Origin of the sequence: Streptomyces sp. 11x1 (genome assembly GCF_032598905.1) — a bacterium.
Lineage (GTDB): Bacteria > Actinomycetota > Actinomycetes > Streptomycetales > Streptomycetaceae > Streptomyces.
The window spans coordinates 7196227-7221195 of sequence record NZ_CP122458.1 but is presented as its reverse complement, the minus strand read 5'-3'; the positions used below and the strand labels follow the sequence as shown (position 1 = coordinate 7221195).

Below are 24969 nucleotides of genomic sequence, written 5' to 3'. Positions count from 1 at the left end.
GAGCTTCGGCGCGCGGTCCGCTTCTGCTCGGCGCCACACACGTCCACACTGTGCCCGCCACGGGGCGTCACGTCACGGTGCACGCGTGCGACGTCTACGAGGTCAAGGACAACAAGATCAAGGAAGGCCGCGCCTATCTGGACACCGGCGCCATCATGAGCCAGCTGGGTCTGACCGAGCAGCTGCAGGGCTGACCGGAAGAAGCCCCAACGAGGGTCCACGACCGGGGCGACGGGGGCTTCGGCCCGCATGGCCACCTCCGCCTCGCACCGCAGTCGCCGGTCCGCCTCACTGCCCGTACCGGGACCCGTGTGCCGGATCTCCGCGCGGGACGTGGCCAGCCGGAGTTCCCGGGGCACCCGGTTCGGCCTCGGACTTCTCGGGGCGCGGCTCGCACACGGCGTCGGCCTGGACGTCGCCGGGACAGAGCCGACCGCACTCGACGTACTCGGCCCGCGCGGTGGCGGCCCGCGGTCTTGCGCGGGGACCGGCCCGGCGAACTGGTCAGCCTTGCGCCGCACACGCTGCTCGACGCACGCCCGGCACGGCTCGCTGGGTGTCGACCACGAACCCGTCTTCGCAGGACGGGACCGGGTAGCACGGGGTGGGGGCGATCTCAGCTCCAGGATGGTGCCGATCGGAGAACGCGGCCCCCGCCGCACAGCTCGGGTTCGAAGCCGTACGCCGTCCGCCAGCGGGCGATCCGCTCGGCGAGCCGGTCGACGCTGCTGGGGTCGAGGGCGGCGAGGACCGCCGGACGGTTCCGCTTCGGGATGTGTCCATACGGCCGCAGCGAGAGCAGGACCGGCGGGAAACAGCCTCGACGGGCACGGACGGCGGCGGCCGGCTCTGGGGTCAGCTTTCGGCCCCACCCCGCTGGGTGGGAACGCCGGTACTGCGGAGCGGCTGAACAAGGAGATCCGCCGCCGCACCGACGTGGTGAGGATCTTCCACCCCCGCGCCGCCCTGATCCGCCTGGTAGGCGCGGTCCTGGCGGATCAGAACGTACCTGTGCCGCCTCCGCTGCATGCCCAGTACTCGACCAGCCGTGCCACGGGTGGCAGCCCCATGCCCGCGCAGCAGGTGAAAGAGAAAACGATCAGCGCCAGGGCCCCGCCAGCGCGGGCACGTCAGCGCCGCCTTGGTCCCTGTCTGGTCCCTGAACCTTCGTTCCGAGCTCGAAAGCAGCCGCCCCGGAAGCCGGTGACAACCTTGACCACCCACTCCGCCGCAGGTCAGATGGGGTCGAAACCTTCCGAGCGGCGCGACGTGCGCGCGGTTCCAACGACGCGCGCAGCGGATTCTTTCCGTTGAGGCGGAGTTGACGCTCCAACACCTCACGAGGAACGTTTCCGCAGGTCATACGACGTTAAAGGTGGGGCGGGTGGGACTCGAACCCACGGCCGACGGATTATGAGTCCTTTGAGGATCTTGGCGATCCTTGCCGATCAACGCCCATCCATGACGTTTTCACAGGTCAGATACGGTTATCCGAGTTGGGGCTAGTCAGCCCTTGTCAGTCTGTTCCTGTCCTTGCGGCCTCAACTCGGCCTCAATGAGGCCCAGCAGGATCGTGCTCCAGAGATGGAGGACGATCCTGCCAGCTCATGGACGGGGGCTGAACCCGCGCGCAGCGGAGTCCCTTACCGATGCGCATGAGTCCCGGCTTCCCGGCTTGCCGCTATGCCCCGCCGCGCCGTGGTGGCGCAGCGGGACGCGATCCGCCGCCGTGATCGCCGTCCGCCGGGGCGCCCACTGCGTGCACCAGGCGGAGGTGGGTGACGGGCCGACGTAGAAGCAGTTGCTGTACCGGGTGGTCAGTGTGAGGCCGTCCGAGACGTTGACCTGCAGGGCCACGCCATGCGCTGCCGGGAAGCGGGTGTTGTTGGCGAGTCGCGGAGTCACCTGCGCGAGCTTCCCCGATGCCAGTCCGCTCACGCCCGTCTCCTGCCCGGGCGCCGACAGGGCGGGACCGCCGACGGTCATCCGGGTGGTGCCGGTGATCATGGGCGCGTTGTCGGCGGTCGCCGTGTAGGTCACCGTGCCGCCGTCGCCCGGCTCGACGCCGTCCCGAGGAGGACCAGCGGGTCGTAGCTCTCGCCGTCGCCGTTCTGGAGATCGCCGTACTCGCAGGTGTAGACCGGGCCCTCGGCCTCGCGCATGCGGTGGTCCCCGAGCCGGGCGACGCCCTCCAGGCCCGACGCGTCCACGACCACCCGCACATTGCGGGCTGGTGCCTTCCTTGTCCGGCTCGACGAAGACAGGCACGTGGAAGCCGTTGTTCGAGGCTTCGGCTCCCTCGTCCGCGTTGTACATGACGAAGGTCTTCTCGGTCTCGAAGCGCATCACGACGCGGTCCGTGCCGTCGGCGGCGGCTGTCCCGCCGATGCGAACACCGCCGCAAGGGATGCCAGGAGTCCAGGTATTCGTCTCCGTGAAGGCATCCCGGCACTATGCCACTCGTGGTCCAGTCCGGCACGACCAGCCTTGCCGAAAGCCGAGGACAGGTGGTTGCGGACCGTGGACTCCGGCACGCACAGCCGCGCCGCGATGTCGGGGGACGAGTTCTTCCGTGTACGGGCCGGCCGATCTCAGATCTGGGCGCCGACGCCCGACAAGGTGCCTTCGACCACGTCGCGGAGCTGTGACCGGGCGGTGATGCCCAGTTTGGGGAACACCCGGTAGAGGTGGGAGCCAACCGTGCGCGGCGAGAGGAAGAGTTTCTCTCCGATCTCGCGGTTCGTCAGGCCGCGGGCCGCGAGCTGGACGATCTGCTGCTGCTGGGGGCTGAGTTCGGTGAAGGCGCTGGGCACTACGCTGCCAGCGGCCTCGATGCCGGCAGCTCGCAGTTCTGCCTTCGCCCGCTCGATCCACGGCCGCGCGCCGAGCCGTTGGTAAGTGTCGAGTGCCGCGGTCAGCAGCGGGCGGGCCTCGGCGATGCGACGTTGCCTCCTGAGCCACTCACCGTAGTCCAGCCGCGTCTGTGCCCGCTCGAACGGCCACTGCTCACCCGCGTCGTCCGCCAGTGCCGCCCGGAAGTACGGTTCCGTGTGCTCCGGTTCAGCGAGCAGGGCGCGGCCTCGGTCTAGCAATGCGGTGATCCGTGCCGAGGCGCGCGTACCCAGACGCCGCGCCGACCGCTCCAGCAGTTCGGCGGCGTCCTCCTGCCTTCCTCGGCGGACGGCCGCCGCGGCGAGTTCGGCCAGGACGATGTAGGAGACGTGATAGTGCACCGGATCGCCGTCGTTGGTGAAGGCGGAGCGGAACTGCGTGTACGCGGTGTCGTAGTCGCCCTCGGCCACTGCCGCCAGGCCCAGGGCACGACGTGCGAAGACCGCGACGGAGCGGCTTTCCAGCGGGTCGACAAGGACCAGCGCCTGCTCGGCCCGGTGTCGCACGTCGGTCGCCTCGCCCAGCAGCGCGAGCACCGTCGCGTCGAGCGCCTGCGCACACGCCTCGGCGTGGTCCAGCGCGGCCATTGACGCCACCACCGAGATCTCGGCGGCCACCGAGCGGGCCTCGGCCCACCGGCCCTGCTCCAGATAGGCCCAGCCGACGACGCATCCCAGACCGTCCGGCAGCGAGCCACGGGCCTGCCACCGGTCGGACGCCTCATCGAAGGTCCTGGCGGCCAAGGCGGTCTCGTCCAGGATCCAGGCCACGATGGCCAGCGCGGTCAGAGCGCCGGCGTCGTCCTTGGCCTCGACGATCAGTGCGGGCAGCGCCGGGGCGAGAGAGGCTCCCGCGCCGCTGGGGTCGGAGACGGCCAGTACCCAGGCACGCAGGGCGCCCCTGGCGGTGGAGTCCGGCAGGGCGGTGAGCAGGTCCTCGATCTGTTGTTGCTGGGACTCTTCGCCCGAGTAGTAGCGGACCACCGCGGCCGCGGCGAGCGCGTCCAGCCCGCGAGGCGAGCGGGCGGCTGCCGCCTCGTCCGCGATGCGTGTCAGCAGGGCGAAGGCCGCCGCATGGTGCCGACGCAGGGTCATGAGCTGCCCGGCGGCCAGCGAGGCCCTGCTGATCAGCGCGGGGTCGTCACTCTGCTTGCGGACCTCGGCGGCCAAACGTTCCACCCAGCCGAGTTGACCGGTGAAGACGGCCATGACGGCGGCCTCGGTCAGCAGCCGCGCCTGGTCCGCGCGGTGCGAGCTCAACTGCGCGGCGCGCTCCAGAGCGGCGGCATAGCCGCCCCGGCGCCGCGCTCGGTCGGCCGTCTGCTGCAGGGCGGCCGACACGTCTTCATCGGGACGCGTAGTCGCAGCGGCGAGGTGCCAGACCCGGCGGTCGGGCTCCTCGCTCAGCAGCTCCGCGAGAGCGAGATGTGCTTGCCTGCGTTCCTCGAAGGACGCGCCATGGTAGATGGCCGAGCGGATGAGCGGGTGGCGGAAGGAGATCCGGGTGCCGTCCTGGCGCACGAGACGGGCCCGCTCCGCGGGTGCCCACGCCTTGTCGTCGGCCTCGGGAAGGCCCCGAGATGCCGTCGGCGCGTCCGTCGCATCAGCGGCCGCGAGCAACAGCAGGAGATAGCGAGTTGCTTCCGGCAGGAACTCCGCGTGCTCCGCGAAGATCCGCTCCAATCGCTCGGTGACCGGTAGTGGGCCCTCCACGCCGCTGCCGTCGGGCTGCCGGGTCGCGGTGGCGCGGGCGAGTTCGACCAGGGCCAACGGATTTCCGGCCGCCTCCTGCAGGATTCGCATGCGGGTCCGGCCGGTGGGTGGTGTCGGCTGTTGGTCGAGCAGCCGGTTCGCCGCGTCGCTGCTCAGCGGACCGATATCGAGGCGCTCGTATCCCTTTGTCGAAGCCGGGCAACGCAGCCGCGGCGCGCACACCCACCAGCAGTGTGACGGGTTCGCTGTCCATGCGCCGGGCCACGAAGGAGAGAACGTCCAGCGATGCGCGATCGATCCACTGGGCGTCATCGACCACCAGGAGCAGCGGTGCCGGTTCCGCCAGGTCCGAGAGCAAGGTGAGAACCGCCAGACCGACGAGCATGCCATCGGGGGCCTCGGTGCGTTCGTCCAGCCCCAGGACGGTCCGGAGCGCGGAGTGCTGCGGCGGCGGCAGGCCGTCCAGGTCGCCGAGCACCGGGCGGAGCATCCGATGGAGACCCGCGAATCCGAGGTGCGCCTCGGACTCGCTGCCGACCGCTCGCAGCACCCGCCTCCCCTCGCGCCGGGCGTGGTCGGCCACGAAGTCGAGCAGTACGCTCTTGCCGACACCGGGGTCGCCCGTGAGGATCAACACCTCGCTGTGGGACCGGTCGGCAGCGACCCGCCGCATGATTTCCGCGGTCTCGGTTTCCCGGCCCACCATCGGCAGTTCAAGACCGCGTGCCGGGCCCTGGTTCCCCTGAGCCCTTCCACCACTTTCCACGGATGCTCCAGGAATTGAGACTGCTCAGATACTAGCCTCCCCGTTTCCCTTGGGTTTGGCGGCTGGCGAGGCGGAATCGCGAAAGTGCCTTCCTGACCTGGGATGGTGATCAGACGGATGGCTTCGACGCCGTCCATGCCGGGCATCCGGATGTCCATCACCACTACGTCGGGGGTGAGTTCCCCGGTCAGCCGGACCGCTTCGGTGTCGTTTCCGGCTCCGCCCACGACCTGGACGTCCGCGGTGTCGGTGATGACCATCTGGTGCGCCGCCCCCGGGTGGCCGCGGCGATGTTGAGCGAGGCCACACCAGCTCGGAGCCGTGCCGGACGCTCAACGTGGAAGCCCTCTTTCTACGCCCGCCTTGTTCGTCGACGAACAAGGACCGGAATTCGTGCCAGAGCCCCCGGAGTCAGGCACATAACCACTCTTCGAGATGCGTGGCAACGAGGCCGATGGTTCACAAGACGCTGGGCGAGGTCGTCTGCTCGCCGGGCCCCGCGGGGAACAGGGGCCCGGCCGTCGCCGCCGATCCCGCCTGCGTCGCCAGTGAGGCTCAGGAATGCGCGGGTGCGCCGCCCCGAGCTTCGACGACCGCTCCCGTGACGTAACCAGAGCGAGGGGATGCCAGAAAAGCGACCACCTCGGCGATCTCACGAGGATCGGCGGCGCGGCCGAGGGCTGTAGTCGTTCTGCCGAGCGTGTCGGCCAGGTCGGCTCCGCGTGCCTGCATACCTCGGGTACGGGTCGGGCCCGCGGCCACAGCATTGACGCGTACGCCCGAGGGGCCCAGTTCGTCGGCCCATACACGCGTCAGGTAGTCGAGGGCGACCTTCGAGGAAACGTAGACCCCACCACCGCGCACAGGAGTGGACACGGCACCGGTGGTGATGTTGATGACCACTCCGAAGCCACGCTTGGCCATCGCGGGCGCCAACGCAGCGACGAGCAGCATCGGTGCGCGGGTGTTGACAGCCATGTGGAGATCAAACGCTTCGGCAGTGGCTTCGAGCATCGGCCCGAACTGAAAGACGCCCGCGTTGTTCACCAGCACGTCGACCGGTCCGGCCGCCTCAGCCAGCTTGTGTACGGCATCCGGGTCGGCCAGGTCCGCAGCGACGAACCGAGCGGTTCCGCCGGCCGCGCTAATCTCTTCCACCACCGAGGATCCCCGTTCGGCAGCGCGGCCATGCACGACGACGGCTGCTCCGAGTTCCGCGAGTGTGCTCGCGACAGCCCGGCCGATGCCGGCAGTGGCGCCGGTGATAAGGGCGGTCTTACCCTTCAACTCAAGGGACATGAATAATCCTCCTGTACTGCTGCGGATCGAGAAGTCGGTGGAATGGCGGGCGTGCGCTTGCCGCGCGCCCCACCTCGTCGGGGAGGGCATCGGCCCTCGGGAAGAGAGCCCAGCCCCGCCGGCGGCAGAGCGAGGGCGACGGGCAGTCGGCACGGCAACACCTCTGAGAGGCGTGCAGCCGGCGGAGTTCGTTGCGCGGTCGCCTGCGGAACCGGGCGTGGACTCAGAGAGCGGACTTCAGCTGCTCACGGTGGTCGATCAGCCAGTCCTCGAGCGTCCGAAGTCGCGGGTTGAGCGTCCGGACCAAGTCGAGATCGCGGTTGCCGACGAACGTCACGGCGGCCTCGGTGAAGAACTGGAACATGTTGCCGAGCTCCTCGGCCTCCGGGAATCCGGCGTTGCGCATCTGGTCGTGGGTCATCGGCCGGTAGGCGACCGGCTCGCCGAGCACCTTGGCGAAAAGCTCGGCCAGTTGACCGCCGGTGGCGTGAGTGCCGGCCAGCCCCACCGTGCGGCCGACGAACCGGGCTCCGGCCCGGAAGATGCCGTGAGCGGTACGACCGATGTCCTCGGCGGCCACGAGCGCCATAGTGCTGTCTCCCATCGGCAGGGAGAGCACCGCCTGACCGTCCGCCCCGCGACGCGGGCTCAGCCCGGCGAGGACAAACATCTCGTAGAAGAACGATGTCTCCAGGAAGGTTGTCGGCACACCCAACGCGGTGAAGTGGGCGTTTGCTTCGTTCTTGGCGTCGAGGTGCGGCACCTTGTAGCCGTCTTCGAGGGTCGGGACATCGCTGCCGAGGAACGCGAAGTGCGGACGCGTGTCCTCCAGCGTCGACCACACGACGTGCTTGAGCCCGGCGGCCTTGGCCGCACGCGCCGCATTGCTGACCTGGTCCAGCTCCCTCCGTGCACGGCTGCGAGCCGCTTCCTGCTCGGAAGTGAGCTGCTCACGGTAGTTGGTGACGACGAACGCGCCGTAAGCGCCGTTGAACGCGGCACGCAGGCTCGCCTCGTCATCGAGATCCACCCGGACCACCTCGGCACCGCGCGCGGCGAACTCCTTGGCCTTCGCCGAGTCCGGATTTCGGGTGAGAGCCCGTACGGTGAAGGGCCCGTTCCAGTCGCCCAGGACGGCGCGCACCAGGCCGCCTCCCTGCGAGCCGGTCGCCCCCACCACTGCGATGATCTTCTTATCGGTCATGACTTGCTTACCCTTCTCAAAATTTGGATTGACAGAAACGACAGAAAAGACAGATAGAGCAGCCCGGACCCCGGATATCAAGAATTTGGACGGGTCGGGCAACCGCTCGATCGATGCTGGATCAATAGCCGACGGCGAGCCAAGCGCGACGAATTCTCGGGGTGTCGATCTCGTCGGCGAAAGCGATGGCATAGTCCTCCACTCCGAGCACGGAGTGCCCTTCTTCATCGGTGACCTGTGCAGTGGCGCTCGTACGGTAGGAACCCGTGCGCACGCCCGGTCGGTGAGGGCCGAAATCTGCCGCCGGGACGAGACAGAACCAATCGATACCTTCAGGCGCCGCATCGAGTACGCCCAGCGTTCGCGCGTGCACCTCGACACGCGGAAGCAGCCAGGCGGGGAATCCAGGGGTGTCGACCTGCCGCGGCCCGCCCTCGAACAGCGGGAGCACCGCCGAGCCGCCGACCACTCCGAGGCGCGCCCCGGTCTCCCCGGCGCGTCGGAGAAGAGCCGCCACGCCCGTATCGAGTCCGCCGCCGTCGGCGATGGCCGGAAGCGCCGAAACAAGGACATCCGCACCGGCGGCTACCTCCTCGAGGAAGGCAGGGTCATGCACGCTGCCGACGCTTTGGGTGACGCCCTCCGGAATACCGGTTTTGAGGCGCCGCGAGACGGCGGTCACTTCATGTCCGCGCACGGTGAACTCCCGCACCAAAGCGCTGCCGACGAAACCGGTGCCGCATACGACGATTCTCATTCTTGCCTCAACTCACTGCTCGGTAGTCAATCAGAGATGTGACTACGGACCGACATCCCACTCAATAAGGGGAATGGATCACGGACAACTTCACGGGAGCAGAATCTGCCTGTGAACGTCGCCGCTCGAACAATGCGACTGAGGCATACAAAATCCAGCGCACAGCTACATGTGTTCAGCACGGTTCCTCAGAGGAACCGTGCTGAACTATCCTGCGATCAGCCCATAACGAGGTCAATAAGGCACATTCGCGTGCCCGGTTTCATGGAGGTAACCGTGAACGCCCGCCAAAGCCCCGCCGACACCGAGGTGTGCGACGTCCGTGAAGCACTGGATCTGGTGGCCGACAAGTGGTCCCTCTACGTCGTGTCCAACCTGAACGACGGACCTCGCCGCTTCAACGAACTCAAACGGGCTGTCCAGGGGGTCAGCCAGCGCATGCTGACCGTCACCCTGCGGCGCCTCGAACGAGACGGCATCCTCACCCGCACCGTCCACGAGGTCATGCCGCCCCACGTCACCTACCGGCTCACCCCCCTCGGCACCAGCCTGCTCCACGCAGCCGCTCCTCTCATCGCATGGAGCAGCGACCACCTCGCCGAAATCGCATCCGCCCGTGCGGAGCACGACCGAAGCCAAGGCCTCGAGTCGCCGACGGTGGGCGCTCGAAGCTGACACTCAACGGAGCCCGCTTCGAACGCGGCGTGCTCGTCGAACGATCCGACGGGCACGCCGCCTAGCCTGCCGCCGGCGGAGCCGGTCAGGGTCCTGTCCGGCGGATCATGGCCGACGAACGCTGCGAGCGCGTCGCTTCAGTGCTGAGTGCGCCGTGAATGGTGTGTGCCCGTTCTCGGTTCTGCCGGTTGTGTGTCTTGTTCAGCTCTGCGGACTCAGTCCCGCCACGGCCAGCCGGAACAGCCGGTCCGCCTGGGCGGCGGGGTCGGGGTGGTGTTCCGTGGCCAGGGCGATGCCGACGACCAGCGTGATCAGGTCGGCGACAGTGACGCCTGTCGCCAGCGCGTCGTCCTGCACTGCGCGGCGCAGCAGTGGACCTGCCGCCTCTTCCAGTGCCGCCGAGCAGCTGTTCTCGTGCACCGGGCCGTCGTAGGCCAGTGCGGCCGCCAGCCCCCGGGCGGAGACGGAGTAGGCGACGACGTCATCGAGCCATTCCAGGAGCGCGTTCCGGCTGTCGCCCTTGCCGGTCAGCTCATGGGCGCGGACGCACAGGGCCTCGATCCGTTTCCGGGAGACTGCTTCCAACAGTGCGCGGCGCGTGGGGAAGTGTCGGCGCACGGTTGCTGAGCCGACCCCCGCGGTGCGGGCGATCTGTTCCAGGGAGGCGTCGGCGCCATGGGCAGCGACCTCCTCCTCGGCCACGGCGAGGATGCGCGTGTAGTTGCGTCGGGCGTCCGCACGCTGATGCTCGGGCATGGCATCACCTCCAGGATTGATAAGTGGCGGGCCCCGCCGTATCGTAGCGGAGCATAAACGGCGTGGCTCGCCGTTTAATCGGCGAGCAACCCGAGGAAGCGCCATGTCCACAGATCCCGCACCCGTCCTGGTCACCGGCGCTACCGGCAGGCAGGGCGGAGCCACCGCCCGCGCACTGCTCGCGGCGGGCGTTCCCGTCCGCGCCCTGATGCGCGACGCAGGCACCGACCGGGCCAAGGCCGTCGAGGCATTCGGCGCCGAACTGGTCACCGGTGACCTTCACGACCGCGATTCCGTGATCCGGGCCGCCGAGGGCGTCTGCGCCGTCTTCTCCGTGCAGATGCCCGCCGTCACCGCGGAAGGCTTCGATTTCGAAGGGGAGGTGGCCCAGGGCGCCAACCTCATCGAGGGCGCGAAGGCCGCCGGAGTGCCGCAGTTCGTGCACACATCCGTCACCGGCGCCGGCCAGCACACCGAAACTCCCGGTTGGGCCGAAGGCCGCTGGGCTTCGATGGAACCCACCCTGGGCGCCAAGAGCGCGATCCAGGACCAGGTCCGCGCGGCCGGATTCCCGCACTGGACGCTCCTCAAGCCGGGCTTCTTCATGGAGAACTTCCTCCCGTCCATGGCGTTCCTGTTCCCACGTGGCATCGAGGGCGGCCTGGTGAGCGTTCTGAACCCTGAGACGCGGCTGTCCCTGGTCGCGGTGGACGACATCGGCAGGGCAGCCGCTGCGGCCATCACCGGGCCGGAGCGATTCGGCGGGGTCGAACTGGAGTTGGCGAGCGACTACCTGTCGATGACGGAGATCGCCGAGGTTCTCTCCCGCGCCCTGGGCACGCAACTGTCCGCGCCGGACATGACCGAGGAGGAGGCCCTCGCCGCCGGAATGCCGGCGATGGGCGCCACCCACGAGTGGCTGAACGTGGCCGGCCAGCCAGCCCGCCCGCAGTACGCGAGGGACCTCGGCATCCCACTCACCAGCTTCGAGGAATGGGCGCAGGCGCACATGCGGCCCACCGCCTGACCCGGCCCCGGGTCTCGCCTGGTCCGTCAGGAGGGCTAGTGTCCTGAGTCGAGAACTCGCTGCGTAAGTCGGGGGCTGGTTCGGCATGATGGCCGGGTGGCGAGGACGGGACGGCCGAAGGCCGAGCTGGTGCTGACCGATGACGAGCGCGAGACGTTGACACGTTGGGCGAGACGCCGGACGTCCTCCCAGGCGCTGGCTCTGCGGTGCCGGATTGTGCTGGAGAGTGCAACGGGCGCTTCCAACAAGGACGTTGCGGCCCGGCTGGGCGTGGAGGCGCATACGGTGAGCCGGTGGCGGGCCCGGTTCGTGCAGGACCGGCTGGAGGGCCTGACCGACGAGCCGCGTCCGGGCGGCCCCAGGAAGATCACCGACGAGCAGGTCGAGGAAGTGGTCGTCAAGACGCTGGAGGCCACGCCTAAGGACGCCACGCATTGGTCGACGCGGTCGATGGCCAGGGAAGTGGGGCTGTCGCACCTCGCCGGGGCGGTCGTCACCGCCGATGCTCTCCACGCACAGCACGCCCACGCCGCCTACCTGCGCAAACGCTGCGCCCACCACCTTCTCACGATCAAGAACAACCAGCGCAGTCAGGCCCGCCGACTCCACCGGCTGCCTTGGAAAGAGGTCCCGGTGATCCACCGTGACGACGCCCGCGGCCACGGCCGCCACGAACAGCGCCTGGTACAGGTCGTCACCGTCGACGGCCTGCTCTTCCCGCACGCCCGCCAGGTCCTGCGCATCCAGCGCAGACGCCGCCTGTACGGGGCGAAGAAATGGTCCAGCGAGACCGTCTACGCCATCACCGACCTACCCGCCGAACAGGCATCCGCCGCCGAGATCGCCGCCTGGGCCCGCGGGCACTGGACCGTGGAGAACACCGTCCACTGGGTGCGTGATGTCGTCTTCGGCGAAGACAAGTCCCAGATCAGGACCCGCAAACTGTCCTCGGTGATCTCCGACATCTTCGGGGTCTCCGGCCGCGCCATGCTCGAAGCCCTGACCGCGGGCGAACGCAGCCCCAGGGCCCTGGCCGACCTGGCACACGGCACCATCAAGGCCAGCCCTCAGGCCCTTCAAGAGGCACTGGCGGGCGGATTCGAGGAACACCACGCGTTCATGCTGCGGATGCTGCTGGACACCGTCGACCACCTCACCCTGCAGATCGACAAGCTCACCGCCCGCATCACCACCCGTCTGGCCGACCTGTCCACAACCCCCGACGACAGGGGCGGTGACAGGGACGACGACCGGCCCGGTCAGGGCATGCTGATGCCGCTGACCGACGTCGAGCGCCTGGACGAGATCCCCGGCGTGGGACCGGCCACCGCCCAGGTCATCCTCGCCGAGATCGGCACCGACATGAGCGTGTTCCCCACCGCCGACCGCCTGGCCTCCTGGGCCCGCCTGTCCCCACGCACCTTCCAGTCCGGCCCCAAAAACACCTCCGGACCCGCGGGCAAAGGCAACTCCTGGCTGCGCGGAGCACTCGGCGAAGCCGCCGTCTCCGCCGCCCGCACCGACACCTTCCCCGGCGCCCGCTACCGCCGCATCGTCAAACGCCGAGGCCACCTCAAAGCCCTGGTCGCCGTCGCACGCTCCATCCTGGTCACGGTCTGGCACCTTATGAACGACCCCACCGCCCGCTACCGCGACCTCGGCTCCGACTGGCACACCAAGAACCTCGATCCCGCCCGCAAGACCCGCGACCTCGTCCGTCAGCTCACCGCCCTCGGCCACGACGTCACCCTCACCCCGGCAGGCGCCTGACACACGACCGCACCGCCCCTCAACCCCGGCGGCACAGCTCCAGGGGCTACCTCGCCATGCCCGTCGAACCCTCGAGTTTTCCGGTCAGGTGCCGTGCGGCGTCTCGCCCTTACTGGGGCCTTCTCGATCCTTCTCGGTCCTTCCGTTCCCCCGGCGTTCCCCTTGGTTCCCCGGAAGGCCCCGCACGGAGCAGCTGCGCCAGCCGCCAGCCGTACTTTCGCTGGCAGGAGCGGAGGATACGAACCTTGGAGCTACGCACGTCCATTGAGGCGACAAGGGCTTCACGTCCCCTGCACCCGGGGCGGAGCATGTGACCGTTATCGCAGGTCAGCCGCGTAGTGGCAGTGTAGTGCAGCAGCCCTGGCCTATCGCTCATCCTCCGGAGCACCGACCTGGAAGATCCACTGCGCCGGAGCCCGGCATCAGCGTTGACGCCCAGGCCGTGCAGCCCTCGACCATCCCGGGCCGCACCGGCTGCAGCACTTCCTGTTCCGGGGAGTGGAAATACGACCTGGTGCGCATCCGGACGATCCCGGGCAGCGTGTACTGCCCACTGTGCCCCTGACGTTCCGCCGCCCCTGGGACGGGTCAGGTGACGAGGCCGTGGCGGTAGGCGTAGACGACTGCCTGGACGCGGTCGCGGAGGCCGAGTTTGGTGAGGATGCGGGACACGAAGGTTTTGACGGTCTCCTGGCTTATTACGAGCGTGCCGGCGATTTCGCTGTTGGAGAGCCCGTCCGCGATGAGGCGGAGGACCTCCATTTCGCGGGGGGTCAGCGGAATGTCGTGCGGGGTGCCTTCGGCGGGGCGGATCCGGGCGGCGTACCTGCCCACGAGCCGGCGCGTCACCTCGGGGGCCAGCAGCGCCGCGCCCGTCGCCACGGTCCGGATGCCGTGCAGGAGTTGGGCCGGTGGCGCGTCCTTGAGCAGGAAGCCGCTGGCCCCCGCGCGCAGCGCCTCGTAGACGTACTCGTCCAGGTTGAACGTCGTCACCACGAGCACCTTGACGGGATGCGGCACCCCGGCACCGGCCAGCAGTCGGGTGGCCTCGATGCCGTCGAGCACCGGCATGCGTACGTCCATCACCACGACGTCCGGGTGCAGCCGGCCCACGAGGTCGACCGCGGCCTGACCGTCGCCGCACTCGCCCGCCACCTCGAGGTCGGGCTGGGCGTCGATGATCGTCACCAGTCCGGTGCGGATCAGTATCTGGTCGTCGCAGACCAGGACCCGGATCGGCGTGGTCACGACGGGCTCCCCGCAGGTATTCGTGCCTGGACGACGAAGCCGCCGTCCGTCTCCGCGCGTGCGCTGAAGTCGCCGCCGAGGACGTCGACCCGTTCGCGCAGGCCGGCGAGGCCCCGCCCGCTGCCGCCGGGGGACGCGGCCCGCGAGCTGGAACCGTCTGTGCTGACCTCCACGGTGATCTCCTTCGTGCCGTGGTGCACCTGGACCGAAGTGCGGCTGCCGTGAGCGTACTTGAGGGCGTTGGTCAGGGCTTCCTGTACGACCCGGTAGGCCACGAGGTCGGCGCTGCCGGTCGACTCGGACTGCGTGCCCTCCTCGGTGAACTCCACCGGCTGCCCGGCCCGGCGCGTCTGCTCGACGAGCGTGAGCAGCCTGCCGACGGGCGGTGTCCTTGCCTCGGCGTGGTGGTCGGGGTTGAGCAGGTCGAGCAGGTGCCGCAGGTCGGTGATGGCCCGCCGGCCGGTGTCGGTGACGGCGGTCAGCGCCTGGTCGAGGCGGTCGGGCGCGGCGGTGAGATAGCGGGCCGCCTCCGCCTGCACGACCATCGCCGTCACGTGGTGAGTGACCACGTCGTGCAACTCGCGGGCGATACGGGTGCGTTCGGCGGCGCGCGTGTCCTCGGCGACCCGGCGGCGGCGTTCGGCCTCCGCGGCCCGGGCGGAGCGCAGCCACGCCCCGGCGCCCCAGCCAAGGGTCAGTACCAGGTAGAAGGTCACGAACCCGCTCACGGGCTCGCCCGAGCCGAGCCGGGAGAGCGCGAGGGCCAGCGGTACGTACGCCGCGGAGAACAGCAGCACGGTGGCGCGTCGATGCCGTTCCAGATGCAGTCCCGTGCTCACCAGCGCGACCAGCAGGGCGGTGCCCGCGACCAGGTGGTAACCGCGCAGCTGGTCGGCTGCGAAGCCGAGCGACACCAGGGCGAGGCAGCCGGCCGGCCACCGCCGGCGCACGGCGAGCGGGAGGCATTCGAGGACAAGGGTCATGGCGGCGCCCGCGTCGAAGGCGCGGTCCGGCACGCCGCCGAGCTGTGTCCCGTGTCGTTGGAACGCCGGCAGGAGTGATACGGCGAGGAGAAGCAGCCCGAGTGGGAGGTCCTGGACCGTGACGTCGAATCGTCGCCAGACGTCCGGGACCCGCCGAAGAGCGATCACCGGGAAACTGTAGCGGTCGCGTCAATCCGGGCGGCCTTCCGGCGGCGGGGCACCAGATGGCCGCGTCGTCGGGCCAGCCGCATGTATGCGATCGTCGCCAGCACGCAGAACAGCAGCGCGTACACGCTTGCCTCCGGGCCGAAGTGGCCGCCGGTGAGCAGCTGCGGGCCCGACGTTGTGGCGTCCAGCAGGCCCTGCTTGGTGCCGTTGCCCGAGACCTCGGTGCTGAAGAGGCCGGACTCGGCGAAGTTCCAGCCGAAGTGCAGGCCGATCGGCACCCACAGGCTGCGCGTGGCCACGTACGCTGCGCCGAGCATGCCGCCGGCCTCGATCGCGATGGCAAGGGCGCCCCAGAGACTGGCGTCCGGGTTGAACAGGTGCGCCAGGCCGAACAGCACACCGGTCAGTGTCAGCGCGACCCACGTGCCGACGCGGTCCTCCACGATCCGGAACAGGACGCCGCGGAAGAGCAGTTCCTCCGTGACAGCGGCGGCGGCCATGAACCCGACCAGCCCCACCGCGCCGCTCACCGACCCCAGACCACGGACCTCGTAGTCCCCGAGCCAGGCGAGGTTCACCATGACGGCCCCGAACAACGCCGCACCGATCAGCGCGCCTCGACCGAACGCGGCCCTGGCTCCCTCCCGGGCCACCTCCGTGGCCGGGCGGCGCTCGGTCCGCCGTACCACCCACCCGTAGACACGCACGGCGAGCACCGCGGTCAGAACGCCCAAGACCAGCGTGAGCCACGCGTTCCCCTGCACCGCGGCAACAACCTGACCGCCGATGAACGCGACCGCCGCAACGGCCGCGAACTGCCAGACCAGCCTCATGGAAAATCCCTCCGCCAGATCCGCGGCCGGAGCGCCGCGGCTGCCCTGAACGCTAGGGATTCGGCGGCCCGAGATCGTCACCACACAGTGGACACCTGCGCGTAGCTCGCACGGGGGACAGACCCCACGGCCGAAACTAAGTCTTCTGTTTCGACCGAGCTTTCAACCTGGTGCTGGCGTGGGCCGATCTGCCAGGGCAACCCTTCCCTGTGTGCGGCGGTCTCACTGGGTGTTGTGCTCAGCAGGGTGGCCTCTGGCGCTCCGTACGTACCTCTGCTGTCGATGCTCGTCATCCCGGCCGGACAGGTCGGCTTCCTGTTCTTCACCACCCTGCTCACCCAGCAGGTGCTGGGCTTCACCCCGATCCAGACCGGCCTTGCTCTGGTGCCCTTTACGCTCGGCCTGGTCGCCACCAACCAGCTCACCCCTCGGCTGCTGCCGCGACTTGGTGAGCGCGTCATCGGGAGCGCGGGTCTTACAGGGCTGGTGCTGGGTATCGCCTGGATGGCCCTCGTGGCCGCCGACGCCGACGCGAACACGTCGATCGCCACGGTGCTGCTGCCCTCGATCCTGCTCGGTGCGGGCGCCGGCGCCACCTTCGCCCCCGTCACAGCCATGATCATGCACCAGGCCCCAGCCGAGCACATCAGCGCCGCCGCCAGCCTCAACCAGGGCCTGCAGCAACTTGGCGGCGGCATGGGCCTGGCCGTCCTGACCAGCGTGCTGTCCGCCACCGGCGGCCTGGACAACGGCCTGGGCACGACGCTGCTCGCCAACGCCGCCTTCCCCCTGGTCGGCCTGCTCCTGTTCGGCCTCTGGGCGCGCCGCATCCCCGCCCCCGACACCACCTCCGCATGATCACCCCTGACCGACCAGACCTGGAGAGCCCCGATGAGTGACACCGACCCACGGTACGAAGCCGCATTCTGGGATCAGCGCTACAACCACCCCAACCCACTGTGGAGCGGGCAGCCCAACCCCGCTCTTGTCGAGGAAGCGACCGCGCTCGCGCCCGGGACGACGCTGGAGGCGGGATGCGGTGAGGGCGCCGACGCCATCTGGCTGGCCCAGGCGGGCTGGCACGTCACCGGCACCGACTTCTCCGCTCAGGCCCTCGCCCGCGCAGCCGAACACACCCCGACCGCGCTGGCCAGCCATCTCACCTGGCAGCAGGCCGACATCCGCACCTGGACGCCCGACAACGGTGCGCCCCGCTGCGACCTGGTCACCGCCTCCTTCCTCCACTTCCCCTCCCCGCTGCGACGCGCTGTCTTCGCCGCCCTCGCCTCCCGGGTCGCCCACGAAGGACACCTGGTGATCATCGGCCACCACCCCAGCGACCTGGACACCGCCATGCCTCGCCCGCCAGGGGCATTTCAAAGTCCCGGTGATCGTATGAGTCCGCAGGTCGCGGCGGTGCGAGGAGTACGGGCCGGGCCGTCACGAACGCATCGAAGCTCCGGTTGAACGGGGTGACCCTCCCAGCTGGACGAGGCGTTCCTCGTCCAGTTCGTGCAGCGCCGCCTCCTAGACGCCCGGGCCGGCCCGCAGGTCTTCTCCGAAACATGATCCCCGCCACATCGGCCGCGCGACAAACAGAACAGCGGTTCTGTATAGTGCCCCACAAGCAGAACCGTGATTCTTTTTGCAGGAGGTGTGGTGCCTCGACTCACCGACGCACGCAAGGAACTCCGGCGCGCCCAGATCACCGAGGCCGCCGTACGCTGCTTCAGCCGCAACGGCCTGGAGCGGACCTCGATCGCCGACATCACGGCCGAGTCCGGCCTGTCGACGGGCTCGATCTACGCCCACTATCGCAACAAGGCCGAGCTGGTTCAGGCCTCGGCCCACGCGGTGCTCGCCAAGCGCGCGGAGGTCCTCGGCGAGTACGCCGGGAGCGACACCCCGCCCGACCCCGACGAACTGCTCGCCCGCCTGATCGCCGGCATCGACCCGGTCGAAGCCCGGGTCGGCGTGCAGACCTGGGGCGAGGCGACCAACAACCCGGCCATCCACGGCATCGTCGTCGACACGATCGACCGGATGCGCGCGATGGTGCACGACAGCGTCACCGCCTGGCTGGTCAAGGTCGAACACCTCGAGTCGGCCGAGGCTCAGGAGCGCGCCACCCCGATCGCCCACCGGGTGCAGAGCCTCTACCTGGCCCAACTGCTGTATACCGCCCTGCAGTCACCGGCCCAGGAGACCGCGCCATGACCACCCTGACCGCTCCGTTCGCCGGCCGCACTGTCGCCCGGGTCGGCTACGGCGCCCTCCAGCTCGAACGCCTACACCGCGACCGCGGCGCGGCCGTCGCACTGCTGCGCCGCGCGGTCGAGCTGGGCGTCGACCACGTGGACACCGCCCAGTTCTACGGCTTCGGGTTCGCCAACCAGGTCATCCGCGAGACGCTGCGCCCCGAGGACGGCGTCCTGGTCGTCACCAAGGTCGGCGCCGACCCCGACCCGGGCGGGCCGATGCCGCTGCGTCTCGCGCAGCGGCCCGAACAGCTGCGCGCCAGTGTCGAGGACAACCTGCGCGCCCTCGGCGTGGACCGGCTCCCCGTGGTCAACCTCCGCCGCCTCGACTCCGGCCCCGGCCTGCGCCCGCACGGCGACCAGGTGGTCGACCTCGACGACCAGCTCGACGTGATGACCGCGCTGCGCGAAGAGGGCAAGATCGGCGCGATCGGCCTGAGCTGCGTCACCTTCGACGGCCTTCGCCGCGCCCTGCCGGCCGGCATCGCCTGTGTGCAGAACGCGTACAGCATCGTCGCCCGCGACGACGAGGACATGCTGCGGCTGTGCGCGGCAGAGGGCATCGCCTGGGTGCCGTTCTTCCCCCTCGGCGGGTCCTTCCCGGGCCTGCCCAAGGCGAGCGACGAACCGGTGGTGCATGCCGTCGCCGAATCCCTGGGCGTCACGCCCTCCCAGGTCGGCCTTGCCTGGCTGCTGCACCGCGCGCCGAACGTGCTGCTCATCCCCGGCACCGCCGACCCCGCCCACCTCCAGGCCAACACGGCGGCCGGCTCGATCACGTTCGACGCCGCCACCCTGGCCGCCCTCGACGCCATCGAGTCCCGCTCCGCCGAAGTCCCCATCGGCTGACCGGCATCCCCGAAAACAAGGACTGAATCGTGAAAACCATCATCCACCGCGACCACGGCGGCCCCGACGTTCTCCAGCTCGTCGACCGTGACCTGCCCGTACCCGGCCCCGGCGAGGTTCGCGTCCGGATCGCCGTGTCCGGGATCAACCCGACGGACCTGCAGGCCCGTTCCGGCCCCGCTCGCACCAAGCAGTTCTCCGAGGTCACCCCGCACCTGGACGGCGCCGGTGTGATCGACGCCGTCGGCGCGGGCGTCGACCGCGGCCGGGTCGGCCAGCGGGTCTGGCTGTACCTCGCTGCCGCCGGGCGGCCCACCGGCACCGCTGCCGAGTACACCGTCGTACCGGGCGAGCTGGCCGTGCCACTGCCCGACGAGGCCGGCTTCGACGTCGGCGCCGCGCTCGGTGTCCCCGCGATGACCGCACACCGCGCGCTCACCGTCGCCGAGGACGGCCCGCGCCGACTGCGGCCCGGGGCGCTGGACGGCGCGGTCGTGCTCGCCGCGGGCGGGGCCGGAGCGGTCGGGCACGCCTTGATCCAGCTCGCCCGCTGGGCCGGCGCCACCGTGATCAGCACCGTCAGCGGACCGGAGAAGGCCCGGCTGGCCGCTGCCGCCGGCGCCCACCACGTGGTCGACTACCGCGAGGGGGATCCGGCCGCCGAGATCCGCGGGATCGCCCCGGACGGCGTCGACCTCGTCGCCGAGGTGGCGCTCGGCGCGAACCTCGCACTGGACCTGGCCGTGCTGCGGGCGCGCGGCACCATCGCCACCTACGCCAACGAGGGCGGTCGGCCGGTCGAACTGGACGTGACGCGCCATCTGGTGCTCAACACGCGCCTCCAGTTCCTGGTGCTCTACACGGCCGGTCCGCAGGTGCGCGCCGCGGCCGCCGAGGACGTCGCCGCCGCGCTCCGCGACGGCGCCCTCCCGGTCGGCGAGGAACACGGCCTGCCGCTGACCCGCTTCCCGCTCCACCGCACCGCCGACGCGCACCGCGCAGTGGAGAGCGGCACAGTCGGCAAGGTCGTGGTGGACATCACGTCCTGACGCCACAGTGCGCCCCACCTCCCCGTGACGGCAGATCCCGCCCCGGACCGGCGCTGTCAGCCAGCGGCGGCCTCGGCAGCGTGAAGTGCGTCCAGGAGCGCGGTCTGTTGCTTGGTCAGCTTCCCTTTGGTGCGGGGCCTTCGCCTGCTTGCGCAGCCACACGCCGGGCCGGAAGGACGGGTCGTCGCCCAGGCCAGTGCGGTTGACCGGGCCGGTGACGGTGCTGCCGGCGGCGAGGTAGCCGAGCATCCGGCGGTAGGAGCGGTTCCAGTCGGAGTCCAGGCACCACAGCGGGTCCATGGCGGTGAGCTCGGCGTCCAGGCCGCGGTCGAGCTCGTCGGCCTTGCGCTGGCAGGTTCACTGCAAAGTCCCAGTGATCGTGTGAGTCCGCAGGTCGCGGCGGTGCGAGGAGTACGGGCCGAGCCGTCACGAACGCATCGAAGCTCCGGTTGAACGGGGTGACCTTCCTAAGTCACCTCGCACCACCGGAGCTTCGATGTGTCGCCAGTCTGCCACCGTCTGCCTGATCAAGTCGCCCGCTGTGGAAGGCGTGGCGGGATTGTCGCTGGTCGAGCGGCTGCGGGTGCTGCCGGATCCGCGTCGGCGTCGAGGGGTGCGTCACCCGTTCGTGGCGGTCCTGCTGGTTGCCGCCTCGGCGGTGGTCGCCGGCGCGCGTTCGTATGCGGCCATCGGCCAGTGGTCCGCGAACGCTCCGCAGCACACTCTGTCCCGCCTGGGCGCTCGGGTGGTGGGGGTGTTGGGCGTGCGCGTCGCTCCGAGTGCCGCCGCGATCCGGCGGGTTATCAGCCTGGTCTGCCCCGGTGGCCTGGCCGACCTGACCGGAGCCGATCCAGCGGGATCGGACTCGGTGGCCGTCGACGGCAAGGCCGCACGCGGCTCCCGGCACAACAACACGCCTGCCGCCCACCTGCTGGCCGCGATGACCGGCGACGGCCGTACCGTCACCCAGCTACGGGTCCCGACAAGACCAACGAAATCACCTGCTTCGCCGTGCTACTGGCGCCCTTCGACCTGGCCGGGGTTACCGTCACCGCCGACGCCTTATGCCGACATCGGCATAAGGCATCTTATGCAGACCTGTGGGTTATGCCGATCTGCTGTCCGGTGGCGGGGCTGGCAGCGGCGTCCCCGGACAGCAGGTCGGCATAGTCACAGTGCTTCGAGGAATGCCATGACGGTGTCGGATGGGCGGTAGCGTCCTGGTGCGGTGTCCAGCGGCGCGGTGCGGGCGCGTGCCTGTTCCTTGAGGGCAAGATCGGCGTGTAACGGTGGAGTCGGGTATTGGAAGTGTCCGAATGCCTGGCGGATCACGTGTTGCGGAGCTCGATTCGTGCCTCTCCCGGGGCTCTGGCGAGGATCTCGTCGACGGTCTGGGTGGGGGTCTGTTCGGAGGTGTCGATCCAGAGTCCGCGGCGAGGTGTCTCCTGCCGCAGAGCGTGATCGAGGGGGCCGATGGTCCACGCGTCGTAGGCGGTCTTGGATCTGGCGGTGTCGCGTGCGGCGATGGCGTCCGGGTGTGGGGTGAGGGCGATCACGTGGAGAGGGCGGCTGCGGATCTGCGCGATCATCCTGGCAAGGTGTTCTCCGAGGATGACGTCCTGGGCGACCACGGTGAAGCCGGTCTCGAAGTAGCTGTCGATGGTCTGTGCGGTCAGCTGATGACGCAGCCGGAGTTGTCGTACTGCTTCCTCGGACGGGTCGGCAGTCATCTCGGCTCGGCCGTTGATCACCATGCGCCGGAACAGATCTCCGCGCACGTGCACTGACCTCGGGAGCCGCTCGGCCAGCAGTTGGGCGATCGTCGATTTGCCCGCCGCGGGGATTCCGGTGATGAGGTAGATCTCCTGGCTCGTGGTCGGTCCGGTAGCCGTGGGCTGCTTGCGGTTCGCAGGTTGGTCGGTAGTGGTCGGGATCATGGGGCCGGATGCTCCTTGGTTCGTTGGCTCACATCAGCGGCGTAGGCAGCCCAGTCTCCGGCGGCGGCTCGCTGCCATTTGACGGCGACGGTGATGTCGATGCCGAGGGTGCGGGCGAGGACCGCGGCGGGCAGCTCGGTGGCGAGCTGGAAGAGTGCGGTCGAGCGGGCTTCCGCCAGCCGGATGCCGAGTTTGCGGAGTCGTTCGCCCATGGCCCAGGCGCTGATCGGGCGGCCGGGCTGGCCTCCGGGGAAGAGCCAGGGTGAGTCTGTTCGGGCGAGGACGGCATGGCTGTGGCGGACCGCGACTTGTTGGAGGGCGAGTTCAGCAACGGGTGCCGGAAGTTCGACCGGGACGGCGCCGAGGCGGATGCGGACGGCTGCGTCGGTCTCCTCGATGTGGTCGACGGTGAGCCGGGAGATCGCCGCGGGCCACTGGGCATAGAGGAGCAACAGCAGGCCGGCGAGGCGGTCTTCGGGCTTGAGGGTGTCGTCGTGCAGCAGGCGTCGGGCGGTGGCCCAGCGGGCTTCGTTGTCCATCGCCTGGGAGGGGCCGTTCCATCGCTCGGCCGGGAAGCTGAGATCCCGGGCGATCTTCTGGGCGAGGGCCCAGCGCACGAAGTGGCCTGCCTCCTGGCGAAGGCGGACGTCGTCGCTGGTCATCCAGCGTTCGAGGTCGGTCTGTCGGCAGGCGGCAAGGGTCAGGTTCTGGTCCTCGAGCCAGTTCAGGAGATAGACGGCCGCCCGCAGATGTTGTCGCGCGACCGTGAGCTGATAGTGCGTGATCTCTTTTCCGCGGCTGCGACGGCGAAGCCGGCGCAGGAGGTGCCACGTCGCGTACCGGTGCAGGACTTTCCGTCCCTCGGCCGTCGTATGGGAGGCGACGAGGTTCTTCACGTGCCGTTCGAGACGGACCATTTGCTCGTCCCGACTGGGTAGGACGCCGGTGGCGACGAGAACACTGCGGATGTGTTCGACGACCTTGTCTTCAGGCAGTTCGTCCAGGGCCTCGTGGGTGAGGGGACGGCGGCCGGAGCCGAGATCGGACAGGACCGTGGAGACAATGCCCTTGGAAAGCCAGCGCATCGCGGTGCCGGCCCGTTCAGCGCTGGCCAGGGCGTCGTGGAGGGGCTGCAGCTTCGGGGGTATAGAGCCGGTGCCGTCGCTGAGGATCTCGTGGAGCCGATGCTTGAGTGTGCAGCGAGGGCACGGACCCGGCGCGTGCAGCCGCTCGGCTTGTTTGCAGGTCGGACATGGACGCCAGAGTTCAGCGTCCGGTGTGGTGCAGGGGCCGCAGATGGGGGCGTCGGCGGTGCCGGAGTGAATGCCACGCATTCGTCCGCAGACAGTGCAGTGAGCTTGGCGCCTGTCACAGCCGCCGCAGCGGGGCAGGCCGGTGAGCTTCGAGAGCATGCAGGGTGCGGTGCGGCCGCAGATCGAGCAGAGCAGTTCGGGCAAGGGACGGCAGTTCGGACAGATCGGCCCGTTTGCGGTGCGGGAGTTGACCATGCGTGACTCGCCGCAGACGATGCAGGTCTCCAGGTTCGCCGGGTCCCTGACCAGGCAGCTCGGACACAGCGGGCGCCCCTCGGCGTCGCGGGTGGCCGGCTCGCGCCGGGCACCACAGCGTACGCATTCTTCGAAGCGGGACTTGGCGATGCAGTTGCGGCAGACCCGCTGCCCGTCCAGCGGCTTGTCGATGTGGACCACCCGGCGGCAGCGAGGGCAGGCGGGCCGGACGATCCCGGCGACACCAGCCTCGTGCAGCAGGTCAATGAACTTCAGGATGGCGCGCTGCGGTGCAAGATGTCCCTCCCCGGTCAGCAGGCGCGGGTTGTCCTCCAGGGCCCAGACCACTCGCTGGCGATAGTGGGGACGGTGGGGTGCCGTCCGGCGGAGGGCCTCGGCGACCGCGTCACGGTCGGCGCCCGGGGCGATCGTGGTGATCAGTTCGTGGACGACGGTGACGGGATCACGGTCGTCGTGGTCGGGACACATCGAGCAGCGGGGCAGGCCCTTGCGGTCCCGGAAGCCGACGCGTCGGATGTTGCCGCAGGTGGTGCACTCGGCCCTCTCCTGACCGCAGACTGAGCAGTACCAGTCCTGGCCCTTGCGGTGCAGGGTTCGCAGCTTCTTGCCGCACTCGGCGCAGACCGGCGGTGCGATCGCCGATGCCCCGGCCTTGCGGAGCTCGATGAGCAGATCGCCGACGGCCCGGGGCGCCGGAGAGCGGCCGTCGGTCAGGACGGCAGGCCGTATCGCCAGGTTCTTGGCCACGTTCCGCGACTTCGCGCGGCCGCCCGCGACCGAGGTGACCACGGTCCGGATGGTCTCGCTGTCGAGATCGTTCTCGACGTCGGCGACGAGGTCGGTGATCAGGCCGATCGGGTCGGTGACGGCGCGATCGAGCTGGTCCGCTGTGGTCATGACCGGTCAACGCCCCTGATCCGGGCCCGCTTTGGCCGCAGCCCGCCAAGTCCCTCCGTATTGGGTGCCGAGCCGCCGGAGGCTGCCTTCTTCGGCTTCTTCACGGCGCCCGCCGCCGCGATGGGCTCGATGAGGTCGTCCATGGTGCAGTCGAGGATGTCGAGCAGGGCCATGAGGATCTTCAGGCTCAGTCGCTCCGGTCGCTCGACGACGAGCCGGTAGACCTGGCTCGACGACAGGCTGATAGCGCGTTCGGCGAGCGGAGGGATGAGGTCGGTGGTAGAGAACATCCCGCGGTCCGCCATGACTTTGCGCAGGTGCCAGTGGTAATCGAGCTTGGCGGCCATCGCCGGGATCCCT

General features: G+C 69.6%; 22 protein-coding genes and 4 pseudogenes. 12 read left to right on the top strand and 14 right to left on the bottom strand.

Annotated elements, in window-relative coordinates; genetic code table 11:
* The first annotated feature begins 50 nt into the window (after nucleotides 1–50).
* Together P8T65_RS31800 and P8T65_RS31795 are read left to right on the top strand one after the other, a co-directional pair.
* Nucleotides 51–194 (top strand): ester cyclase, encoded by a 144-nt coding sequence (locus P8T65_RS31800; protein ID WP_316728626.1) that lies wholly within the window; start codon nucleotides 51–53, stop codon nucleotides 192–194.
* Nucleotides 195–900: 706 nt separating this feature from the next.
* Nucleotides 901–1005 (top strand): annotated as a pseudogene (locus P8T65_RS31795) (transposase); the annotation flags it as partial.
* A gap of 600 nt (nucleotides 1006–1605) precedes the next feature.
* Here the strand turns inward: P8T65_RS31795 and P8T65_RS31790 are convergent.
* The 7 genes and pseudogenes from P8T65_RS31790 to P8T65_RS31760 all read right to left on the bottom strand — a co-directional run bounded on the left by P8T65_RS31790 (nucleotide 1606) and on the right by P8T65_RS31760 (nucleotide 8630).
* On the bottom strand, nucleotides 1606–2040 hold the full coding sequence (locus P8T65_RS31790) for a hypothetical protein (protein WP_316728625.1): 435 nt from the start codon (nucleotides 2038–2040) through the stop codon (nucleotides 1606–1608).
* Nucleotides 2037–2210, bottom strand: a complete 174-nt coding sequence (locus P8T65_RS31785; protein WP_316728624.1) for a hypothetical protein — start codon at nucleotides 2208–2210, stop codon at nucleotides 2037–2039. The genes P8T65_RS31790 and P8T65_RS31785 overlap by 4 nt, the downstream gene beginning before the upstream one ends.
* Nucleotides 2211–2591: 381 nt before the next feature.
* A pseudogene (locus P8T65_RS31780) lies at nucleotides 2592–5310 on the bottom strand (AAA family ATPase).
* A 164-nt stretch (nucleotides 5311–5474) separates the two neighbouring features.
* Nucleotides 5475–5630 (bottom strand): annotated as a pseudogene (locus tag P8T65_RS31775) (response regulator); the annotation flags it as partial.
* 295 nt (nucleotides 5631–5925) lie between these two features.
* Entirely contained in the window at nucleotides 5926–6669 is a 744-nt protein-coding gene (locus P8T65_RS31770) for an SDR family oxidoreductase (RefSeq protein WP_316728623.1), read from the bottom strand.
* Nucleotides 6670–6892: 223 nt separating this feature from the next.
* Nucleotides 6893–8065 (bottom strand): NmrA/HSCARG family protein, encoded by a 1173-nt coding sequence (locus P8T65_RS31765; RefSeq protein ID WP_316728622.1) that lies wholly within the window; start codon nucleotides 8063–8065, stop codon nucleotides 6893–6895.
* Entirely contained in the window at nucleotides 7995–8630 is a 636-nt protein-coding gene (locus P8T65_RS31760; RefSeq protein WP_316728621.1) for an NAD(P)H-binding protein, read from the bottom strand. The genes P8T65_RS31765 and P8T65_RS31760 overlap by 71 nt, the downstream gene beginning before the upstream one ends.
* A gap of 264 nt (nucleotides 8631–8894) precedes the next feature.
* Here P8T65_RS31760 and P8T65_RS31755 point away from each other — a divergent pair, with 264 nt between their 5' ends.
* A complete protein-coding gene (locus P8T65_RS31755; RefSeq protein ID WP_399101027.1) occupies nucleotides 8895–9305 on the top strand; it encodes a winged helix-turn-helix transcriptional regulator in 411 nt (136 codons plus the stop codon).
* A gap of 201 nt (nucleotides 9306–9506) precedes the next feature.
* Here the strand turns inward: P8T65_RS31755 and P8T65_RS31750 are convergent, their stop codons facing one another.
* A complete protein-coding gene (locus P8T65_RS31750; RefSeq protein WP_316728619.1) occupies nucleotides 9507–10061 on the bottom strand; it encodes a helix-turn-helix domain-containing protein in 555 nt (184 codons plus the stop codon).
* A 103-nt stretch (nucleotides 10062–10164) separates the two neighbouring features.
* On the opposite strand from P8T65_RS31750, the gene P8T65_RS31745 reads away from it, so the two are divergent.
* The 3 genes and pseudogenes from P8T65_RS31745 (at nucleotide 10165) to P8T65_RS31735 (ending at nucleotide 12858) form a co-directional block, all read left to right on the top strand.
* The gene (locus P8T65_RS31745) at nucleotides 10165–11088 is read left to right on the top strand and encodes an NmrA family NAD(P)-binding protein (protein WP_316728618.1); all 924 of its coding nucleotides are present in this window, start codon (nucleotides 10165–10167) and stop codon (nucleotides 11086–11088) included.
* 96 nt (nucleotides 11089–11184) lie between these two features.
* Nucleotides 11185–12081 (top strand): annotated as a pseudogene (locus P8T65_RS31740) (ISAs1 family transposase); the annotation flags it as partial.
* Nucleotides 12076–12858 carry a transposase gene (locus P8T65_RS31735; protein ID WP_316731799.1) on the top strand — a complete coding sequence of 261 codons (783 nt, stop codon included), beginning with the start codon at nucleotides 12076–12078 and terminating at the stop codon, nucleotides 12856–12858. The pseudogene P8T65_RS31740 and the gene P8T65_RS31735, both read left to right, overlap by 6 nt.
* A 588-nt stretch (nucleotides 12859–13446) precedes the next feature.
* Here the strand turns inward: P8T65_RS31735 and P8T65_RS31730 are convergent.
* Genes P8T65_RS31730 through P8T65_RS31720 form a run of 3 tightly spaced genes read right to left on the bottom strand, consistent with a single transcriptional unit; the run spans nucleotide 13447 to nucleotide 16090 of the window.
* Complete coding sequence (locus P8T65_RS31730; protein ID WP_316728617.1) at nucleotides 13447–14106, bottom strand: response regulator transcription factor; 660 nt, start codon at nucleotides 14104–14106, stop codon at nucleotides 13447–13449.
* The gene (locus P8T65_RS31725) at nucleotides 14103–15257 is read right to left on the bottom strand and encodes a histidine kinase (RefSeq protein ID WP_316728616.1); all 1155 of its coding nucleotides are present in this window, start codon (nucleotides 15255–15257) and stop codon (nucleotides 14103–14105) included. The genes P8T65_RS31730 and P8T65_RS31725 overlap by 4 nt, the downstream gene beginning before the upstream one ends.
* Nucleotides 15254–16090, bottom strand: a complete 837-nt coding sequence (locus P8T65_RS31720; RefSeq protein ID WP_316728615.1) for a CPBP family intramembrane glutamic endopeptidase — start codon at nucleotides 16088–16090, stop codon at nucleotides 15254–15256. Before P8T65_RS31720 ends, P8T65_RS31725 begins: the two co-directional genes overlap by 4 nt.
* A 246-nt stretch (nucleotides 16091–16336) precedes the next feature.
* Here P8T65_RS31720 and P8T65_RS31715 point away from each other — a divergent pair, with 246 nt between their 5' ends.
* The 6 genes from P8T65_RS31715 (at nucleotide 16337) to P8T65_RS31690 (ending at nucleotide 21462) form a co-directional block, all read left to right on the top strand.
* Nucleotides 16337–16948 (top strand): MFS transporter, encoded by a 612-nt coding sequence (locus P8T65_RS31715; RefSeq protein WP_316728613.1) that lies wholly within the window; start codon nucleotides 16337–16339, stop codon nucleotides 16946–16948.
* A 33-nt stretch (nucleotides 16949–16981) separates the two neighbouring features.
* Complete coding sequence (locus tag P8T65_RS31710; RefSeq protein ID WP_316728612.1) at nucleotides 16982–17557, top strand: class I SAM-dependent methyltransferase; 576 nt, start codon at nucleotides 16982–16984, stop codon at nucleotides 17555–17557.
* A 192-nt stretch (nucleotides 17558–17749) separates the two neighbouring features.
* Nucleotides 17750–18307, top strand: coding sequence for a TetR family transcriptional regulator (locus tag P8T65_RS31705; RefSeq protein WP_316728611.1), 558 nt, complete (start codon nucleotides 17750–17752; stop codon nucleotides 18305–18307).
* Complete coding sequence (locus P8T65_RS31700) at nucleotides 18304–19197, top strand: aldo/keto reductase (RefSeq protein WP_316728610.1); 894 nt, start codon at nucleotides 18304–18306, stop codon at nucleotides 19195–19197. Before P8T65_RS31705 ends, P8T65_RS31700 begins: the two co-directional genes overlap by 4 nt.
* Before the next feature lie 29 nt (nucleotides 19198–19226).
* Nucleotides 19227–20246, top strand: a complete 1020-nt coding sequence (locus P8T65_RS31695) for an NADPH:quinone reductase (protein ID WP_316728608.1) — start codon at nucleotides 19227–19229, stop codon at nucleotides 20244–20246.
* Nucleotides 20247–20742: 496 nt separating this feature from the next.
* Nucleotides 20743–21462, top strand: coding sequence for a transposase family protein (locus P8T65_RS31690; RefSeq protein WP_316728606.1), 720 nt, complete (start codon nucleotides 20743–20745; stop codon nucleotides 21460–21462).
* A gap of 112 nt (nucleotides 21463–21574) precedes the next feature.
* On the opposite strand, the gene P8T65_RS31685 is transcribed toward P8T65_RS31690, so the two are convergent.
* The 3 genes from P8T65_RS31685 to P8T65_RS31675 are packed head-to-tail and all read right to left on the bottom strand — an operon-like array spanning nucleotide 21575 to nucleotide 24956.
* Nucleotides 21575–22183, bottom strand: coding sequence for an AAA family ATPase (locus tag P8T65_RS31685; RefSeq protein WP_316723388.1), 609 nt, complete (start codon nucleotides 22181–22183; stop codon nucleotides 21575–21577).
* Nucleotides 22180–24609: a site-specific integrase gene (locus P8T65_RS31680; RefSeq protein WP_316723387.1), complete on the bottom strand. Its 2430-nt coding sequence runs from the start codon at nucleotides 24607–24609 to the stop codon at nucleotides 22180–22182. The genes P8T65_RS31685 and P8T65_RS31680 overlap by 4 nt, the downstream gene beginning before the upstream one ends.
* A complete protein-coding gene (locus P8T65_RS31675) occupies nucleotides 24606–24956 on the bottom strand; it encodes a helix-turn-helix transcriptional regulator (RefSeq protein ID WP_316723386.1) in 351 nt (116 codons plus the stop codon). The genes P8T65_RS31680 and P8T65_RS31675 overlap by 4 nt, the downstream gene beginning before the upstream one ends.
* Between the last annotated feature and the right edge of the window lie 13 nt (nucleotides 24957–24969).